At 67.2% G+C, this 15733-nt stretch carries 13 protein-coding genes; 9 read left to right on the top strand and 4 right to left on the bottom strand.

Annotated features, from left to right (window positions below):
• Positions 1-129: 129 nt before the first annotated feature.
• The 4 genes from BMZ19_RS19685 to BMZ19_RS19670 all read left to right on the top strand — a co-directional run bounded on the left by BMZ19_RS19685 (position 130) and on the right by BMZ19_RS19670 (position 3946).
• Positions 130-354: a VF530 family protein gene (locus tag BMZ19_RS19685; RefSeq protein WP_090313284.1), complete on the top strand. Its 225-nt coding sequence runs from the start codon at positions 130-132 to the stop codon at positions 352-354.
• 149 nt (positions 355-503) lie between these two features.
• Positions 504-1292 (top strand): PP2C family protein-serine/threonine phosphatase, encoded by a 789-nt coding sequence (locus tag BMZ19_RS19680; RefSeq protein WP_425287189.1) that lies wholly within the window; start codon positions 504-506, stop codon positions 1290-1292.
• A gap of 15 nt (positions 1293-1307) precedes the next feature.
• Positions 1308-3044 (top strand): serine/threonine-protein kinase, encoded by a 1737-nt coding sequence (locus tag BMZ19_RS19675; protein ID WP_090313282.1) that lies wholly within the window; start codon positions 1308-1310, stop codon positions 3042-3044.
• A gap of 53 nt (positions 3045-3097) precedes the next feature.
• On the top strand, positions 3098-3946 hold the full coding sequence (locus BMZ19_RS19670; protein WP_090313281.1) for an FHA domain-containing protein: 849 nt from the start codon (positions 3098-3100) through the stop codon (positions 3944-3946).
• A 235-nt stretch (positions 3947-4181) separates the two neighbouring features.
• Here BMZ19_RS19670 and BMZ19_RS19665 read toward each other — a convergent pair whose 3' ends face one another.
• The 4 genes from BMZ19_RS19665 to BMZ19_RS19650 form a co-directional block, all read right to left on the bottom strand.
• Positions 4182-4394, bottom strand: coding sequence for a cold-shock protein (locus tag BMZ19_RS19665; protein WP_090313280.1), 213 nt, complete (start codon positions 4392-4394; stop codon positions 4182-4184).
• Positions 4395-4839: 445 nt separating this feature from the next.
• Complete coding sequence (locus BMZ19_RS19660; RefSeq protein ID WP_244517287.1) at positions 4840-6654, bottom strand: gamma-glutamyltransferase family protein; 1815 nt, start codon at positions 6652-6654, stop codon at positions 4840-4842.
• 3 nt (positions 6655-6657) lie between these two features.
• On the bottom strand, positions 6658-9792 hold the full coding sequence (locus tag BMZ19_RS19655) for a transglycosylase domain-containing protein (protein WP_090313279.1): 3135 nt from the start codon (positions 9790-9792) through the stop codon (positions 6658-6660).
• 249 nt (positions 9793-10041) lie between these two features.
• Positions 10042-10989: a LysR substrate-binding domain-containing protein gene (locus tag BMZ19_RS19650; RefSeq protein WP_090313321.1), complete on the bottom strand. Its 948-nt coding sequence runs from the start codon at positions 10987-10989 to the stop codon at positions 10042-10044.
• A 180-nt stretch (positions 10990-11169) separates the two neighbouring features.
• Here BMZ19_RS19650 and gtdA point away from each other — a divergent pair, with 180 nt between their 5' ends.
• From gtdA to BMZ19_RS19630, 5 genes are all read left to right on the top strand, one after another.
• On the top strand, positions 11170-12225 hold the full coding sequence (gtdA, locus tag BMZ19_RS22550) for a gentisate 1,2-dioxygenase (RefSeq protein WP_212633257.1): 1056 nt from the start codon (positions 11170-11172) through the stop codon (positions 12223-12225).
• Positions 12226-12240: 15 nt separating this feature from the next.
• Positions 12241-12939, top strand: coding sequence for a fumarylacetoacetate hydrolase family protein (locus tag BMZ19_RS22545; RefSeq protein WP_212633256.1), 699 nt, complete (start codon positions 12241-12243; stop codon positions 12937-12939).
• 162 nt (positions 12940-13101) lie between these two features.
• The gene (gene maiA / locus BMZ19_RS19640; protein WP_090313278.1) at positions 13102-13743 is read left to right on the top strand and encodes a maleylacetoacetate isomerase; all 642 of its coding nucleotides are present in this window, start codon (positions 13102-13104) and stop codon (positions 13741-13743) included.
• A gap of 91 nt (positions 13744-13834) precedes the next feature.
• Positions 13835-15040 carry a 3-hydroxybenzoate 6-monooxygenase gene (locus tag BMZ19_RS19635; protein WP_090313277.1) on the top strand — a complete coding sequence of 402 codons (1206 nt, stop codon included), beginning with the start codon at positions 13835-13837 and terminating at the stop codon, positions 15038-15040.
• A 124-nt stretch (positions 15041-15164) separates the two neighbouring features.
• A partial coding sequence (locus tag BMZ19_RS19630) for an OprD family outer membrane porin (protein WP_139214716.1) occupies positions 15165-15733 on the top strand: 569 nt, incomplete at its 3' end.

The following is a 15733-nucleotide window of genomic DNA, read 5'->3' as shown; positions in this document are numbered from 1 at the left end:
CTGTCAACCAGGCACGGAGCAGTCCGTGTTTTACGGCCCACGTTATGGCAAACGCGGGCCGTTTTTTTATCGACTGCCAGGCGCCTGCGCTATGCTGCGTGGCTGTTTTCTCCCCTGCGCAGGCCGCCCATGACCGAATCCCCGAAGAATCCGCTGCACGGTGTCACCCTCGAAGCCCTGCTCACCGAGCTGGTAGCGCATTACGGCTGGGACGGCCTGGCCCAGCGCGTCGACATTCGCTGCTTCAAGAGCGATCCCAGCATCAAGTCGAGCCTGACCTTCCTGCGCAAGACGCCCTGGGCGCGGGAGAAGGTCGAGGCGCTCTACGTGCGCCTGCGTCAGGGGCGAGGCTGAGGGCAGGCGGGGCACTTCACATGCGTTGTGCCAAGCAATCGACAACTTGACGGGTGACCTCCCGAGTATCCTGTGGCTACTGGCCATCCAGCCCATTTCCGCTTTTGGCCCACCCCCGCTTTCGACGAGATACTCTCCCGAGCATGTTCATGACGCTTGCTGACTCACGGCCGGAATACGCGGCGCTGACGGCTGTAGGCCGCGTGCGCGAGCACAACGAGGATGCCCTGCTGTGTTGCCCGCCGCTGAGCCTGTGGGCGGTGGCCGACGGCATGGGCGGTCATGAGCGCGGCGAGGTCGCCAGTACCTTGGCGCTGAAGACACTGCGCAGCCTGACTCAGCGCGGGGAGGATCTGCCTGCGGCCATCCGGGGCGCGCATGCCGCGATTCTCGCCGAGGCCGAGCAGGATCAGGGTAGCCGTGGCATGGGCACCACCCTGGTGGCGGTGCGCTTCAATGGCGCCGACTTCCAGCTGGCCTGGGTCGGCGACAGCCGGGCCTATCGGCTCGGTGCCACAGGCATCGAGCAGCTGAGCCGAGACCACAGCTGGGTGCAGGCGATGGTCGATGCCGGGCAGATGACGCCCGAGCAGGCCCGCAGCCATGCGCGGCGCAATATCGTCACCCAGTGTCTCGGTCAGGCCGATCAGGAACTCCAGGTCGATCAGCTGCAGGGGCGCCTGGGCAATGGCGAGCTGCTGCTGCTGTGCAGCGACGGCCTGACCGGCGAACTCAGCGATGCGCAGATCCAGCAGATCTGCGCCAGCGCCGGCACCCTCGAGGTCATGGTCAGCGAGCTGGTCGAGGCGGCCAACCGCGAGGGCGGCAAGGACAACATCAGCTGCATCGTGCTCGGCCTGAGCGGGCCGGCAGCTGCGCCCGTCGAAGAGCGGCCGCGCGGCTTCTTCGAAAAACTGTTGAAACCCGCAAAATCCTGATCTGGCTGCCATCCCATGAGCGACAGCGCACTGCACATTCCCGGCTACACCCTGCATGGCCCGTTGGGCAAGGGCGGCATGGCCGAGGTCCACCTGGCTACCCAGCAGTCGCTGCAGCGCAAGGTGGCGATCAAGATCCTCGGCAAGTCCGAGAATCAGGAGTACATCCAGCGCTTCATCAAGGAAGGCCACCTGGTTGCCTCTCTGCATCACCCCTCGATCATCACCATCTACGACATCGATCAGCTGGCCGATGGCCGTCACTATCTGGCCATGGAGTTCCTGCCCGGCGGCGACCTGGCTCGCCACAAGGGCGAGTTGTTTGCGCCGCAGCGTGCCCTGGCCATCGTCCGCCAGATCGCCAGCGGCCTGACCGTGGTGCATGACCAGGGCCTGGTGCACCGCGACGTCAAGCCGGCCAACATCCTGTTCCGTGACGACGGCACGGCGGTGCTTACCGACTTCGGCGTAGCCAAGGATCTCGACCTCGACAGCGAACTGACCCAGTTCGGCATCGCCGTCGGCAGTCCCGCCTACAGCAGTCCGGAGCAGGCGCAGTGCCAGCCGCTGGATGCACGCAGCGACATCTACAGCCTCGGCGTGATCCTCCTGGAGATGCTCACCGGCAGCAATCCGTTCCGCGCCGGCAACTACACGCAGACGGTGATGAACCACGTGCAGCTGGTGCCGCCGCCGCTGCCGCCGGCCCTGGCCGGCTGCCAGGGTCTGCTGGACCGCATGCTGGCCAAGCAACCGACGCAGCGTTTCTACGACTGCCGCGAGCTGCTGGCGGCGCTGGATGAAGTCGATCTCAGCGATCCGGATGCCACCCGCATCGGCCCGGCCGTGGCGGTGAGCGCTGCGCCGCAGTCGGCGCTGGCCAAACCTGCTCCGGCGGGCAAGCCAGCCAAACCGCGCAAGGCGTGGCTGCCGCTGCTGTTCACCGCCGTGGCCCTGGTGGTGAGCCTGACCGCTGGTGGCCTCTACTGGCGCCAGCAACTGCAGATCACCGATCTGCTGACCCAGGCCGAGCAGCGTCTGGCGGCCGGGCAACTGGTCGAGCCGGCGCAGGACAGCGCCGAACACTACTTCCGCCGGGTGCTGGAGCTCGACCCGCGCAGCCAAGAGGCCCAGGTCGGCCTCCAGCAGGTCAAGGTTCGGCGTATCGCGGGCTTCCTCGAACTGGCCGAGCAACGCCTGGCGGCGGGGCAGCTGGTGGAGCCGGCCGATGACAGTGCCGAGCACTACTTCCACCAGGCCCTGGGCCTGGACAGCGGGCATGCTGGCGCACTCGATGGCCTGCGCCGGGTGCTGGCTGCGCGGATTGCCGAACAGCTGGAGCGTGCCGAGCAGAGCATTGCCGGGCAGCGCCTGCTGCTCCCCGAGAACGACAGCGCGGTGCACTACTACCGGCAGATCCTCGACTGGGCGCCGGACAACGAGCAGGCGCTGGCCGGGCTGCAGCGGATCGCCGGGTTGTACCGCGAGATGGCCAGTACGGCCTATCGGCGCGGCGACTTCCCCACTGCCCTAGCGATGATCGAGCGCGGCCTGCAGGTCCAGCCGGACGATGCACAGCTGCAGGCGATGCATGCGGAGCATCAGGCCCTGGTGGCGTCGGCCCGCGCGTCCCGGCGTACTGCAGTCAGCCGCCCGGCGCCCCGCCAGGAGGCGCCGGTCGCCGCGCCCAGCACGGCGGACAATACCGCCAACCCGATCAAGCGGGTGTGGAACAATCTATTCGGCAACTGACAGGGAGCCGCGGGTATCACTGCGGCGCACACAGGACAGGTTTCAAGGCACATATGCTCAAACTGCACTTCAAGGACGGCCGCCAGGCGCCCGTCTGGCTGGTCGAGGAGCGCTTCACCATCGGCCAGGATCGGCGCAACCAGTTGGTACTCGGCGATCCCGGAGTCAGCGACTTCCACGCCGAGATCCGCCAGCAGGACGGCCACTACTTCCTCAGTGATTGCGACAGCGCGACCGGTACCTTCGTCAATGACGCCCGCATCACCACGGCCTTCCAGTTGCGTGCCGATGACCGGGTGCGCTTCGGCAGCGTCGAGCTGCTGCTGCTCGAGCCGAACAAGGCGCCGATCCGCCCCGATGCCACGGTGCGCTGGTTCCTGCAGGTGGCCAGCGGCGAGCAGATCGGCAAGAAGTTTCACGTCCAGCCGGGGAGCATGAGTTTCGGCCGTTCGCCGAAGAGCGAGCTGTGCTTCAGCGACCCGGAACTGTCGCGTCGCCACTGCGAGTTCTTCCTCAAGGACGATGTGCTGGAGGTCAAGGACCTGGCTTCGGCCAACGGCGTTTACGTCAACCAGCGCAAGGTCGGCACCGCGGCGCTCAAGCCCGGCGACGAGGTGCGCATGGGCTCGGTCAGCCTGCTGGTGATCGGTCCGCGGATCGACACCGCTGTCGAGGCCGAGACGGAGGATGACGCCGACGCCACCCAGTTCGTCCGCGCCCTCGACCTACCCAAACTGGACAAGCCGAAGGCCGGCAGCTCCCGAGCTACCGCCAATCCGCTGCGGGCTGCGGCCCAGCCGGCTGCAGTTGCGCCCGCCGGCAGCCTGAGCCCGCTGCATATCGGCCTGATCGCCGGCGGAGCCCTGTTGCTGGCGGGCGCGGCCGTGCTGATGCTGTTCTGACGCAGAGGGGCGAGTAGTTGGTTTCGATTGGGGCGATTCGAGTTGTTGGGGGGGCGGCCTTTCGATATCCAAGCGCCTGGGTTTCGACAGTGCTCATGGGTATTGCTGGATAATTAACGAGTATTGTTGAACAACTTCAGGGCAGGCAGTTTTGGGATGAATGGCGGATGGATTATTTGAATTGTTGCAGACGAAAAAAAGCCCCGCAAAGCGGGGCTTTTTTGGATCAGGCGTCTTAGATGACTTGAACCTGATCAGCCTGCATTCCTTTCTGGCCTTTGGCGGGCAGGAAGGAGACAGCTTGGCCTTCGCTCAGGCTTTTGAAGCCTGCGCTCTCGATTGAGCGGTAGTGGACGAAAAGGTCGGCACTGCCGTCGGTCGGGGTAATGAAGCCGAAACCTTTTTCATCGTTGAACCATTTTACGGTGCCGTTTTGACGACCAGACATGATGTATCTCCAGGGTGTAATAAGACTGCGACGCTGAAATATTCAGGCCGAGACTGAGAAGCTAAAAGCAGAACGAACCAAGGAGATGAAGCGAAGAAGCATCAAGCCAAGTATCGAAGTGACAATTGCAAAGCAGTGGGATCAATGTACGCGGTTTCTCGGGAATGTATAGCTTTATTTGTTCGGCGCTCTTTTCAAGGGCTTGAATAATGCGGTTATTTGACGGGTTTGTTTTCATCGAGAACGCGCAAGTCTTTGAATTTGAAAGCGCTGACTCGGTAATTCGGGCTGCGGAAATTATTGCAGCGAAAAGTGCTTGTGACCCGGTTTCGGGCCCTGACCTTGTGCAAGGCGCTGTGTTGTTGGCCACGCTTTTTTGACCCGCAAGCGGCCACACACCAGAGCTGGAGTGGCGCATGGCTAACCTGCGGCAGACCGGCAGCCGCTACTCGCCCAGCACCACCCCTTCGCGCCGTGGGTCGGAGCCGCCCAGCAGTCCTTCGGACGTGCGCTGGATGGCTTGCAGGCCGCTGGGCAGCTCGCCTTCGCCGACTTCGTGGCCGCGCTGGCGCAGGGCCTCGAGCGTGCTGGCGGGGAAGCGGTCCTTTTCCAGTACGGTCGGGCCGTTGAAGTTGGTGAAGTTGGGCAGGTCGATGGCGCGCTGGGCGTCGAGCTGCCACTGGTAGAGACCGAGCAGGGTCTTGGCGTTGAAGTGGATGATCCCCGCGCCGCCCGGCGAGCCCAGGCTGGCCAGCAGGCCGCCGTTGCCGGCAGCGAACACCAGGGTCGGGCTCATGCTCGAGCGCGGGCGCTTGCCCGGCTCGACGCGGTTGGCCACCGGCCGGCCTTCGCCATCGCGTGGCGCCAGGGCGAAGTCGGTGAGCTGGTTGTTGAGCAGGAAGCCACCGGGCAGGCCGCTGCCGCCGTCGGTCAGCAGGCGTGCGCCAAAGGCCTGCTCGACGCTGCTGGTCATCGCCAGCGCATTGCCCTCGGCGTCGACGATGCTGATGTGGCTGGTGCCGTACTCCTCCTGATCCGCCTGCGGCGCCCACGCCAGCGGCGTGCCGCCGGGCACGCCGTGGCGGGCCGTACCCATGCTTTGCTCGCCGATCAGCGTGGCGCGCTGCTTGAGGTAGGCGGGGGCGAGCAGGCTGCGCCAGTCGCCGGCTGGCGGCGCGACGAAGGCGGGGTCGGCGATGTACTGGGCGCGATCGGCGAACGCCAGCTTGGCGGCCTCGCTGTAGCGGTGGAGGAATTCGCTCGAGGGACGACCGTCCTGCAGCGGCTGCTCCAGCGCCGGCAGTTGCTCCAGCAGGCCGAGGATCTGCATCTGCGTCAGCTGCCCGGAGGAGGGTGGCGGGAAGCCGCACACCCGGTACTGGGCCAGCCACAGCTGGCACAGCGCCTCGCGGCGAAGCGGCTGGTAGCGCTGCAGGTCGGCCAGCTGCAGGCGGCCGGGATTGTCCGGATGCTGGCGCACCTTGCTGACCATGGCCTGCGCCACCGGGCCGGCGTAGAAGGCGGCGCTGCCGTGGCGGGCGATGCCCCGCAGCACCTGGGCCAGTGCCGGGTTGCGCAGCCGATGGCCGATCGGCAGAGCCGAGCCGTCGGCGCGGTAGTAGAAGCTGGCCGCTGCCGGGTCGCGGCGCAGCGGTGCGTCGGCGGCGAGCAGCTGGTGCAGGCGCGGACTGACCGCAAAGCCCTGCTCGGCCAGCTCGATGGCCGGCACGAACAGCACCGCCCACGGCAGCCTGCCGTGGCGGCGGTGCGCGGCCTCGAGCATCTTCACCACGCCGGGTACGCCCACCGCGCGGCCACCGGCCACCGCGTCCATGAACGCCATCGGCTGGCCGTCGCTGTTGAGGAACATCGCCTCGTCGGCATCGGCGGGCGCGGTTTCGCGGCCGTCCCAGGCATCCAGCTGTCGGCCGTCCCAGTGCAGCAGGAAGGCGCCGCCGCCGATCCCGCTGGACTGCGGTTCGACCAGACCGAGCACCATCTGCACGGCAATCGCCGCATCCACGGCGCTGCCGCCGGCCTGCAGGATCTGCCGGCCTGCCTCGGCGGCCAGCGGGTTGGCGGCGGCCACTGCGTAGCGCTGCAACTGCCAGCCGGGCTTGGCCTGGTAGCCGCTGGCGGCTTCCGGCTGGATCGGGCGGATCTCCAGGGTCGGTTCACGGTCGCGGGTGCAGGCAGTGAGCAGCAGGGTGACGCTCAGGCCGAGCGCACAGCGCAGCAGCCGGGGGTGGCGCGGGATCACGGCTTATTCCTTGTGCGGATTCAGCGAGGCATGCATCTGCGCCTCTGCCTGGGCTCCTTTCGCGGGCGGCTGGCAGGCGGTGGCCTCGGCCAGCAGGTAGGGCTGCAGCAGCGGCATCATGCCCTTGAGCGTCTGCACCGGCAACGCCGAGGTGAAGCTGAAGCGCTCCGACTGCTCGCCGGCGACATAGGCGGTGAGGGTGCCGAAATGCCGTGGGCCGAGGAAGAACACGAAGGTGGCGGTACGGTTGCGTGCCGTCGAGCTGGACACCCAGCCGCTGCGGGTCACCGTTTCGATGCGGTTGTCGCCGGTGCCGGTCTTGCCGCCGACCACCAGTGGCTGACCGTCGGCCTGCTTCAGTACGCCCTTGAGCCGGCGTGCGGTGCCGTTTTCCACCACGTCGGCGACCGCACTGCGCAGGGCGGTGGCGACCTCGGGCAACATCACTCGCTCTCCGCGGGTCCGCTCGCGCTGCAGGCGGGTTTCGTAGGGGGTGCCGAGGGCGAAGTGCAGGTTGTCGATGCGCACGGTGGGCAGGCGCACGCCGTTGTTGATGATGATCCCCATCAGTTCGGCCAGCGCCGCCGGGCGATCGCCCGAACTGCCCAGTGCGCTGGCCAGCGACGGCACCATGTGCTCGAAGGGGAAGCCCAGGCGCGCCCAGCGCTGGTGCAGGTCGGTGAAGGCCTCGACCTCGATCATGGTGCGCATGCGGCTGTCGCGGGCGCTGCGGTGACGGCTCTTGAACAGCCAGCCGTAGACCTCCTGGCGCTCGTCGCGGCTGGCCTCGACCATCTCGCTGAACTTGGCCTGCGGGTTCTGCATGCGGTAGCTGATCAGCCACAGCTCCAGCGGGTGCACGCGGGCGATGTAGCCCTGGTCCGGCAGGTTGAAGGCGTTCGGGCCGTAACGGTAGTAGTAGTCCTCGAGCTTCTTCGGCGTCGGCAACAGTTTCTTGCCCAGGCGCGCTTCCATGACCTGACGGAACTCCTCCAGGCTGGCCTCCGGGTAGAGGTAGCGATGGATGGCGGCCAGGCGCGACTGACTCAGGCGCAGGCCTTCGAGCAGGCTGTCGAACATCTCCTGCGGAGCCTTGTCGCGGTACTTGCGCCAGAAGCGCTGGAGGAACACCGTGCCTTCCTTGTCGGCGAAGCGGGTCAGGTACTCGAGACGGCGCGGGTCCTTGTCGTCGGTGAGCATCTGCACGCTGTTGGGCATCTGGTAGGTGCTGTAGCGCACCACGTCGCGCAGGATGCGCACGAACGGCAGGTTGAGAGATTCGCGCAGCGACTCGCGCACGGTCGCCCGGCGGCCGTTGTCTTCCTTGCGGAAGTTGTTGAAGGTGTGTGCGCCGCCGCCGGTGAAGAAGGTCTCGCCGGGACTGGCCGAATACTTGCGCTCCAGGGCCGCGTCGAGCATCTGCTCCAGACTGGCCTGCGGTATCACCCGCAGGTAGTCGAGCGCCCAGCGACTGAGGTTGTCGCGCTCGTTGGTGGCGTGATACAGCGCGCGCAGTTCGGCCACGGTCTTGCCGGCATGGCGCTGGTGCAGCTCGGCGACCATCTCCAGATAGGTGGCCAGCACCCGCAGCTTGGCGGTGGAGCCCAGCTCCAGCTTGCTGCCCTCGTTGATGTCGAACGGCTGGCCGGTGGTGTCGGTCTGCACGCGCACGCGGTTGCCGTTGGCGCCGCGCTCGAACAGGGTGAAGCTGTAGCGCACGTCGCCGGTCAGTTGCGGGCTGAGCAGGCGCTCGCCGAACAGGCCGACCTGCTCGGCGAACGCCGGGTCGGCCAGCTTGGCCAGATAGTCGCTGACCGCCTGCTGCAGGGGCTGGTTGAGGGTGGCATCGACCGACAGATCCAGGCGGTCGAGGTCGTATAGCGGCATGCCCAGATGCCGCACCAGGCGCGTGCGGATGGCATTGATGCCCTTGTCGCTGGCCACCGGCGGCAGCGCCGGGTCTGTGGCCGGATTGCGGAACGCCAGCTGCTGGGCCAGCGCGGCATCGCGCAGCGGCTCGCTGATCACTCCGGCGCTGGCCAGCACGCGCAGGTGGCTGTCGGTCAGTTCGGCCAGCTCGGCGCGGCCACCGGTCAGGTACCAGGAGGGGCGGCGCTGGGCGATCATCAGCGCCAGCACCTGGCGCAAGGCCAGGCCCTGCTCGGCCAGGCTGATTCCCTCTCCGCCGGCCAGCGCCCGGTTGCTCCGCGCGAAATCGGCGCCGAACCATACCCACAGGCCGTCACCGACGCCATGCACCTCGCCGTAGCCGGGGGCGGCGGACAGCGGCACGCTGTTGATGTAGTCGTGGACGATCTTCTGGCGCAGGGGCAGGGTCGCGCGGCCCTCGTGGTAGGCGCGGATGCTGGCCGAGAGCATTTGCCGCAGCTTCTCAGGCGCGTTGATCGTGCGCCCCTCCAGCGAGTGGCGGAACTTCTCGATCTGGGTGGCCAGGGTGCTGCCACCGGCCGAGTCGGTATCGGCGTTCAGCTTGCTGGCCAACTGGGTCCAGGCGGCTACGAGGAAGCGCGGCCAGTCCACGGCCGGGTTCTGCGTCACCTGCTCGGTGTCGAGCAGATGACGGTTCTCAATGAACAGCAGGCTCGCCACCATCAGCGGTGGAATCTCGGCGAAGGTGCCGTAATGGCGCTGCGGGTGGCGGAAGTTGAACATCGAGGTGCCACGGCAGTCGCTGATATCCAGGCCGGCGAGGGTTTTTTCCCGGTAGGGCGGATTCAGGCCGTAACCGGTGTACTCGAGCAACGGCGGGGAAAAGCGTACCTGGCGTTCGACCTCGAAGCCCTGGGCCTTGAGCTTGTCGATGAACTCCGGGAGGCCGACATAGCCCAGGCGCTGGTCGAACGGTCCGTGCTGCGGATAGCGGATGGCATCGCTGGGGCCGGGCTCGATGCGAAATTTCAGCTTGGCCGACCAGTCGCTGAGCAGACGCGACTGCCATTCGGAGGTCTGCGCCTCGCGGGCGGCCAGCATGCCGACAGCCACCGCCGCGGCCAGCAGCGCCAGGGAAAAGCCCCCACGGACCCACCAGATGCGGCGTTTGCTTGCCGTCGTAGACTTGTATCGCTCGGGAGAAACCACCGCTTCGACGACGGATGAAGACTGCTCGGGGGCACCCATGGCGGTTCTGTCCATGAAATAGGTTTTTATCGTGTACAGGCAACAGCTTAGCCTTATTCGTCAGCGGCTGCCTGCGAGCCGCGCCACACAGCGATATCATGCCGGCCGCTGTTCGTCGGATTGTTGCAGTCGGTCCGGTTTGTCCGTACGGAGTATCGCCAAGCGCCTTCGACTGGCTGGACGAGCGGAATGCCTTGTTCGGTCTTTCTGTGGCTGCTGCCGGGCTGGCGCGTACTCCCCGCCGTGCCCTCAGTCTAGAGGCCGCACCGCCTGCAACTCGCGGATCGGTGTGCTCGCCGCCAGGCGCAGGCAATCGAGCAGTTCCAGGGTGGAGCTGTCCTGCAGCGGCTCGTCGCGCCAGCACATGCCGATCGAACCTTCGGCGTCCAGTTCGAAGTTCAGCGGCGCAAGCAGGCCGCGGGCGATGAAGTGTTCGGCGACCCGTCCGGAGGCGACCGAGAGCATGTCGCTGTTCTGCAGCAGCCACAGGTTGGCCATCAGCGAGGACGACTCGACCCGGCAGGGCAGGGGTTTGAGGCCGGCATTGGCCAGCGCGGTGTCCAGGCGCGAACGGATCGGCGTGCCTTCCGGCCAGATCAGCCAGTCGTGGGCGTACAGGTCCTCCCAGTCCAGCTCGCGGCGGCCGCTCAGCGGGTGGCCGGGGCGGGCCACCACGCGCATCGGCTCGCTGTGCAGCCGCTCGCTGCACAGGCTGGCGCGTGGCTGGTAGTTGTCCAGGCGGCCGACCACCACGTCCAGCTGGCCCTGCTCGAGCTTGTCGAGCAGGGGGTTCATGGTGCTTTCCTGCAGCTGCACCCGCGCCCGCGGATGGCGGCGCAGGAAGTAGGTGATGGCATCCGGAACCAGGCTGGGCGCGGCGGCTGGCGAGGTTCCCAGCGCCACGCTGCGCGAGTCGCCCTCCTGCAGCACCTCCAGGTTGTGCTGGGCGCGGGCCATCTCGCTGAGGATGCGCCGGGCGTGGCCAAGCAGCAGCTGGCCGTGGGCGGTGGGCTTCAGGCCGCGGGCGTGGCGCTCGAACAGCGCGGCGCCGACATCCTCCTCCAGCTCCTTGAGCCATTTCGACAGCCCCGGCTGGGTGGTGTGGGCGATGCGCGCGGTGTCGCTGAGGCTGCCGGTTTCGGCCAGGCTGACCAGCAGATGCAGGTGACGCAGGCGCAGGCGGCGGCTCCAGTCGATCACTGACGTATACCTTTAAGTGTATGGGGGCATCTCAAAATATCATTATTCCAGTATGGCTTGGCGGCGAATAATCAGGCCATGGACGAGGCCGGCACAACAGTCGCCCGGTTTCTCGGCAGGTGCTGCTTCGCGGCGTGACCCGAAGCGCGTTCTTCGATTTGCCCAAGGTGATAGGGAATGCATAACAAAGACAATATCAGCGCAGCCCGGGCGGACTTCTACCGCCGCATCGACACCCAGGACCTGTTCCCGCTGTGGGAGCAGTTGCACAACCTGGTTCCGCTGGAGCCGACCGGCGGCTGCGTACCGGCGCACTGGTCCTACAAAGCCCTGCGCCCGAGCCTGATGGAAGCTGGCGAGCTGATCACCGCCGAGGAGGCCATCCGCCGCGTGCTGGTGCTGGAGAACCCGGCGATCCGCGGCCAGGCCGCCATTACCAACACCCTGTACGCCGGCCTGCAGCTGATCATGCCGGGCGAGATCGCCCCCAGCCACCGCCACAGCCAGTCGGCCCTGCGCTTCGTGGTCGAGGGCCGCGGCGCCTACACCGCGGTGGACGGCGAGCGCGCCACCATGGCGCCGGGTGACTTCATCATCACCCCGTCCTGGACCTGGCACGACCACGGCAACCCGGTCGAGGCCGAAGGCGGCGAGCCGGTGGTCTGGCTGGATGGCCTGGACATCCCGATGGTGCGTTTCTTCGGCGCCACCTTCGCCGAGAACTACCCGCAGGCCGAGCAGCCGCTGACCCGCCCGGAGGGCAACAGCTTCGCCCGCTTCGGCAACAACATGCTGCCGCTGCGTCACCAGCCCAAGGGGCTGACCTCGCCGATCTTCAGCTACCCCTATGCGCGCACCCGCGAGGCGCTGGAAACCCTGCTGCGCCAGGACGAGGTGGATGCCTGGGACGGCGTCAAGTTGCGCTACGTCAACCCGGTCACCGGCGGCTGGCCGATGCCGACCATCGCCACCTTCATGCAGCTGCTGCCCAAGGGCTTCCGCGGCCAGACCTACCGCAGCACCGACGCCAGCGTGTTCTCCGTGGTGGAGGGCAAGGGCAGCGTGCAGGTGGGCGAGCAGCGCTTCGAATTCGAGGCCAAGGACATCTTTGTCGTGCCGACCTGGGCGCCGGTGAGCTTCCAGGCGGACGAGGATTGCGTGCTGTTCAGCTACTCCGACCGTCCGGTTCAGGAAGCGCTCGGCATCCTGCGCGAATCGCGCGAAAACCACTGACTTTTGGAGTCGACGATGACCTATGTGATCCAACCGCCGGCACAGGCCAGCCTGCCGGTCGCCGGCAGCGACCAGCAGTTCCCGGTACGCCGCGTCTACTGCGTGGGCCGCAACTATGCCGCCCATGCCCGCGAGATGGGCTTCGATCCGGACCGCGAGCCGCCGTTCTTCTTCTGCAAGCCGGCCGACGCCGTGGTGCCGGTGGCCAAGGGCCAGGTACTGGAACTGGACTATCCGGTGGAAACCAGCAACTACCACTACGAGATCGAGCTGGTGGTGGCCATCGGCAAGGGCGGCCGCGACATCCCCCAGGAGCAGGCCAACGAGCACGTCTGGGGCTACGCGGTGGGTCTGGACATGACCCGCCGCGACCGCCAGATGCAGATGCGCGAGATGGGCCGTCCGTGGGAGCTGGGCAAGGCCTTCGACCGCTCGGCGCCGATCGGCCCGCTGTATCCGGCGAGCGACGTCGGCCACCCCCAGCAGGCCGGCATCTGGCTGCAGGTCAATGGCAGCGACAAGCAGCGCAGCGACATCGACAAGCTGATCTGGTCGGTGCCGGAAACCATCGCCTACCTGTCGCGCTTCTTCGAGCTGCAGCCGGGCGACCTGATCATGACCGGCACCCCCGAAGGCGTCGGCCCGGTGGTCAAGGGCGACCTGATGGTCGGCGGCGTCGACGGGCTGGGCGAGATCCAGGCGCGCGTCATCTAAGCGTTCAGGCACCACCCACGGGACCAACACTTTTCTTCCGGGCGACCGCCTTGCGCTCGCCCAAGGGGGAGGCTGCGCCAGCGAAACGCTGGCAGCGCGTGGCTGGCGCGGCGGTTTTACCATGGTGGCCGAGGTGGGCCTTTGCAAGCAGGAGTGCATTTCGTGCAGCTCTACAGTTTCTTCAACAGTTCGACCTCCTACCGGGTGCGCATCGCCCTGGCCCTCAAGGGTCTCGATTACGCCTGTCAGGGGGTCAACCTGCGCAGCGGCGAGCAGCGCTCGGCCGCGCACCGCGAGCTGAATCCGGCAGCCGGCGTGCCGGTGCTGGTGACCGACGACGGCGAGCTGCTCAGCCAGTCGCTGGCGATCATCGACTACCTCGACGCCGTGCAGCCGGCGCCTCGTCTGCTGCCGGCCGAGCCACTGGTGCGGATGCGCGTGCTGGAGATCGCCAACCTGATCGCCTGCGACATCCACCCGGTCAACAACGTGCGGGTGCTCAACTACCTGCAGCGCGAACTGGACGTGAGCGCCGCGCAGAAGGACGCCTGGTACGGCCACTGGGTGGCCGAGGGCCTGGCTGCAGTCGAGGAACTGCTGCAACGCCATGGCAGTGCTCCCTACTGCTTCGGCGCGCAACCGAGCCTGGCCGACTGCTGCCTGGTGCCGCAGGTGGCCAATGCCCAGCGCATGGGCTGCGATCTGGCGCCCTATCCGCGGGTCATGGCGGTGTACCGCCACTGCCTGGCGCAGCCGGCCTTCCAGGCCGCCGCCCCGGCGCAGCAACCCGACTTCATTGCTTGAAGCCGCCGGTGCCTTCGCGCCGGTGAAGCGACCTTGCCACGCCCGTACCCGTTCGGGGCGGCGTATTTCCCACGATGGAGAACAGGCAGTCATGAGTGCACAACAAAAACAACAATCGGTGATCATCATCGGTGGCGGCATCGGCGGTCTGGCCGCTGCCCAGGCGCTGACCCAGCAGGGCATCCGCGTGCTGCTGCTGGAGCAGGCCGCGGAGATCGGCGAGATCGGCGCCGGCATCCAGCTCGGCCCGAATGCCTACTCGGCGCTTGACGCCCTCGGCGCCGGCGAGGCTGCGCGCAACCGCTCGGTGTTCACCGACCACCTGACCATGATGGACGCTGTCGACGGCAGCCAGGTCGGCCGCATCGAGGTGGGCGAGGCCTTCCGCCAGCGCTTCGGCAACCCCTACGGTGTGATCCACCGCGCCGACATCCACCTGTCGATCCTCGAGGCGGTGGAAAAGAACCCGCTAGTCAGCTTCAAGACCTCGACGCGCATCGAGAAGATGGAGCTGCACGACAACGGCGTGGTACTGACCGACAGCAACGGCAACTCCTACGAGGCTGATGCGGTGATCGGCGCCGACGGCGTGCGCTCGGTGGTGCGTCAGCAGCTGATCGGCGATCCGCCACGCGTCACCGGCCACGTGGTCTACCGCGCCGTGGTCGACGTCGAGGACATGCCCGAGGACCTGCGCATCAACGCCCCGGTGCTGTGGGCCGGCCCGCGCTGCCACCTGGTGCACTACCCGCTGCGCGGCGGTAAGCAGTACAACCTGGTGGTGACCTTCCACAGCCGCAACCAGGAAGAGTGGGGGGTAACCGACGGCAGCAAGGAGGAAGTGCTGTCCTACTTCGAGGGCATCCACGAGCGCCCGCGGCGGATGCTCGACCGTCCGACCTCCTGGCGGCGCTGGGCCACCGCCGACCGCGAGCCGGTGGAGCAGTGGGGCCAGGGCTGCGCGACCATCCTCGGCGATGCCGCCCACCCGATGACCCAGTACCTGGCCCAGGGTGCCTGCATGGCTCTGGAGGATGCGGTGACCCTCGGCCAGGCGATCAAGACCTGCGGCAACGACCTGCAGGCCGCCTTCCGCCTGTACGAGTCGGTGCGCATCCCGCGTACCGCCCGGGTGGTCTGGTCGGCCCGCGAGATGGGCCGCCTCTACCACGCCAAGGGCGTCGAGCGGCAGGTGCGCAACCAGCTCTGGCAGGGCCGCAGCCAGGAGCAGTTCTACGACGCCATGCAGTGGCTGTACGGCTGGAACATCGACAACTGCCTGAACGGAGCTAGGTAACGGTGCAGCCGAGGGCTCCGCTGGCCTGGCGGAGCCCTCGGCAACCCCGCCGGCAGAGTCCCCGGGACTGGGTTTGCGGCCCGCCCGGGGGCTTTCGAACATCGAAAAAACCAGGGTTATAACAATGACAATTACCCGTCGTCTCGCTGCCCGCAGCGGACTTTCCCTCGTCGCCTGCTCCGTACTGGTGGCGACCTGTGCCCAGGCCGAAGTCGCCGACAGTGGCTTCTTCCAGGACGCCACGGCGACCCTGACCGCGCGCAACTACTACTTCAGCCGCGACTTCCGCGACGTTCCCGCGACGGCCCAGTCCAAGCAGGAAGAGTGGGCCCAGGGCTTCATCCTCAACTTCAAGTCCGGCTACACCCCGGGCCCGGTCGGCTTCGGCGTCGACGCCATCGGCCTGCTCGGCATCAAGCTGGACAGCAGCGCGGATCGCGCCGGTACCGGCCTGCTGCCGGGGGCATTCGGTGACGAGGCGCCCGACGACTACAGCCGTGCCGGGGCGGCGCTCAAGGTCAGGGTCTCCAAGACCGAGCTGAAGATCGGCGAGCTGCAGCCCAACCTGCCGGTGCTGACCTTCTCCGACATCCGCCTGCTGCCGCCGACCTACAGTGGCGCCAGCATCGTCTCCCAGGAAATCGCCGGGCTGACCCTGCAGGGCGGCCAGATGCGCGCCACCAGCCTGCGCAA

Origin of the sequence: Pseudomonas linyingensis, from assembly GCF_900109175.1 — a bacterium.
Taxonomy (GTDB): Bacteria; Pseudomonadota; Gammaproteobacteria; order Pseudomonadales; family Pseudomonadaceae; genus Geopseudomonas; species Geopseudomonas linyingensis.
This window is presented reverse-complemented; position numbering and strand designations above follow the sequence as displayed.